Source organism: Synechococcus sp. R3-13 (genome assembly GCF_047462195.1).
GTDB lineage: Bacteria > Cyanobacteriota > Cyanobacteriia > Thermostichales > Thermostichaceae > Thermostichus.
Window position 1 is genome coordinate 8,041 of record NZ_JANSIO010000306.1, and the last position, 2,411, is coordinate 10,451.

At 58.7% G+C, this 2,411-nt stretch carries 3 protein-coding genes; all 3 read right to left on the reverse strand.

Features of this window, described 5'->3' with window-relative positions:
• Positions 1 to 106: 106 nt before the first annotated feature.
• The 3 genes from NW856_RS09610 to pyrR all read right to left on the reverse strand — a co-directional run bounded on the left by NW856_RS09610 (position 107) and on the right by pyrR (position 2,330).
• Positions 107 to 679 (reverse strand): metal-binding protein, encoded by a 573-nt coding sequence (locus NW856_RS09610; RefSeq protein ID WP_414399994.1) that lies wholly within the window; start codon positions 677 to 679, stop codon positions 107 to 109.
• A gap of 79 nt (positions 680 to 758) precedes the next feature.
• Positions 759 to 1,730 carry a putative 2-dehydropantoate 2-reductase gene (locus NW856_RS09615; protein WP_414341611.1) on the reverse strand — a complete coding sequence of 324 codons (972 nt, stop codon included), beginning with the start codon at positions 1,728 to 1,730 and terminating at the stop codon, positions 759 to 761.
• Between the two features lie 51 nt (positions 1,731 to 1,781).
• Positions 1,782 to 2,330, reverse strand: coding sequence for a bifunctional pyr operon transcriptional regulator/uracil phosphoribosyltransferase PyrR (gene pyrR / locus NW856_RS09620; RefSeq protein ID WP_414341613.1), 549 nt, complete (start codon positions 2,328 to 2,330; stop codon positions 1,782 to 1,784).
• Positions 2,331 to 2,411 lie beyond the last annotated feature (81 nt).

Consider the following 2,411-nt stretch of genomic DNA (forward strand, 5'->3'; position numbering starts at 1 on the left):
GCCTTGACGGTGAGATAAATGACTACGCGTTGCGGAACAGTAGGTAACCTCACTGCCATTCAAATGCCGTGGCGGGCGAAAAATCAAACCTTGGCCCAATGGATCCCTAGCGACGATAGCTGAGTCGCCTGGCGGGAGATCGAACCTGACGGCGTTTTCTGCGCCAGCGTTTCCAGCGGGAGACCATCCAGTCGCTTAGGCTGTGGTTCACCGATCCCAGTTCCAACCCCATCCCAATCCAAAAGAGCATCTCGGCGTGAACTTGCAGCAATTGCCAGAGATCGCTGCCCCACACCCAGGGTTGCCACATCCACCAGCCCAACCGGGATCCCAGCCAAGCCCCCAGCAGGCCAACTCCTCCTGCCCATAGGCTCAAGTACAGCACCCGCACGGCAGTGCCCACGATGGGCCCATGAGACCAAAAGGAGCGATGCCGCATCCACTTGCGGTAGGGCAGCCAAATCCAGCGCAAGAACAGCCAGCGTTGATACTGTCGGGAACAGGTGTCCAGATCTCCAGAAAACATCAGGCCGCTGAACAGATAGGCGGATCCCACAGCCAGGGCAACTGTGGTGCTGTTCCCCAACACACCGGCGGCTAGGGTGATGCCGGGGGCCGTCCAGAGGGTAATGCGATCGTGGGTGGATCCCAGCGGCATAAAGCCAGAGCAACAGTACACGACTGCGGCTCAGTCTACCCGCAAGCAAAGGAGAAAGCCTGCTCCAGCCCTGGGATCGCTCCGCCGGATCTTGAAAAACTTAAGCCTGCTGCTCCCCAGGGATCCCTCGATTCAGGCGATCCAACACCTGCAACTGTCGGTAGAGCATTTCAACCCGTGGCAGATGGATCCCAGCTTGTCGAGCGTACTGCAGGGGGTTGCCGAAGATCACCTGCAGTTCCAGAGGACGTTTGCGCTCATAGTCGATTTTCATGCTGGTGCGGTAGGGGGCCATTTTCTCGGTATTGGTGAGCATTTCTTGGATCAGGGAGTCGGGAAGCAGGCGATCACAAGCTGCAGCTCCCTGTATCACCTCCTGCATCAGCGTTTCCGCCAAAGCACGGGCCTCAGGGTCTCGAATCATTTGCTGAGTATCGGCATTGAACACCACCGAGAGGCCGTTGAAGGGAATATTCCAGACCAGTTTCTGCCAGCGGGCCAACATCAAATCTGGTGAGAGCGAAGTCGGGATCCCTGCCCGTTGAAAATCGGCTTGAACTTGTTGAAGGCGGGGCGTGATCCCTTGGGGGGCATAGCCAGGGCCGTACTCTGCCAGCAGCACCGAACCGTAATCCAGATGGTGAATGTGGCCGGGGCCAACCTTATTGGAGCTGATGAAGCAGAGGCCCCCCATGACCCGCTCTGGGCCAACGCAATCGGCAATCTCGGGTTCCACCCCCAGCCCGTTTTGCAACAAGATCACCACGCCATTCTCGGCCAACACAGGCGGGATCAAGTGCGGCAGAAGCGCATTTTGGGTGGCTTTCAAAGCCACGATCACCCCTTCGCAAGCGGGCATGTCCTCCACGGCTGCGTAGGCATTCACCTGGGGCAAATGAAAATCCCCCCAGCAGGACTGCACCCAGAGGCCGCTTTGGCGAACATGGTCATAGTCGCTGTGCAGCAGAAAATGCACCGAAAAGCCCGCCTGTTGCAATTTCGCCCCATAAAATCCTCCCAAAGCGCCCGTGCCCAAAACAGCGTAGCGGCGGGTTTCCGGCAACCAAGACATGGCAGTGAGTTTCGGCAGGTCATCCCTAAAATACCGCACCCCAGCGCTGGCTCAGGGTTTAATCTTTGCTGTTTTGTCTATCAACAGCACCCGCTCTTCTGCATCGGTTTCCCGCAGATGGACTCTCACCATTTGCTCCGGTTCTGTGGAAAGCTGACAACCGCAGTAATCGGGCTGGATGGGGAACTGCCGGTGACCCCGGTCGATCAACACCGCCAATCGCACCCGTTCCGGTCGCCCAAAGTGGTTTAGGGCCTCCAAAGCTGCTCGGACGGTGCGACCGCGAAAGATAACATCATCCACCAGCACCACTTCTTGGCCGGTCAGGTCACGCGGCATTTCGCTGCGATCGGGGGTGCGCAACCCGCCGGCGCTCAAATCGTCGCGGAAAAAAGTGATGTCCAGCTCCCCCACTTGGGGCGGGATCCCCAGCAGAGTGGCAATCCGATCCCGCAGGCGGTAGGCCAGGGGAACTCCCCGGGTGCGAATGCCGATCAACGTCAACTTTTGGAGGTGGGGATGATCCCTGCCGATCGCCTCTGCCAGACCCTCGATCAGCCCGGCCAACTGCTCCGCATCGAAGACCTCGATCTCGGACATGGATCCCTGTCGCCCCCTCGCCAATCGCGGATCTGGTCTGTAGAAGACTTTAACAAAACGCGCGGAATTCCCCACCCTCTG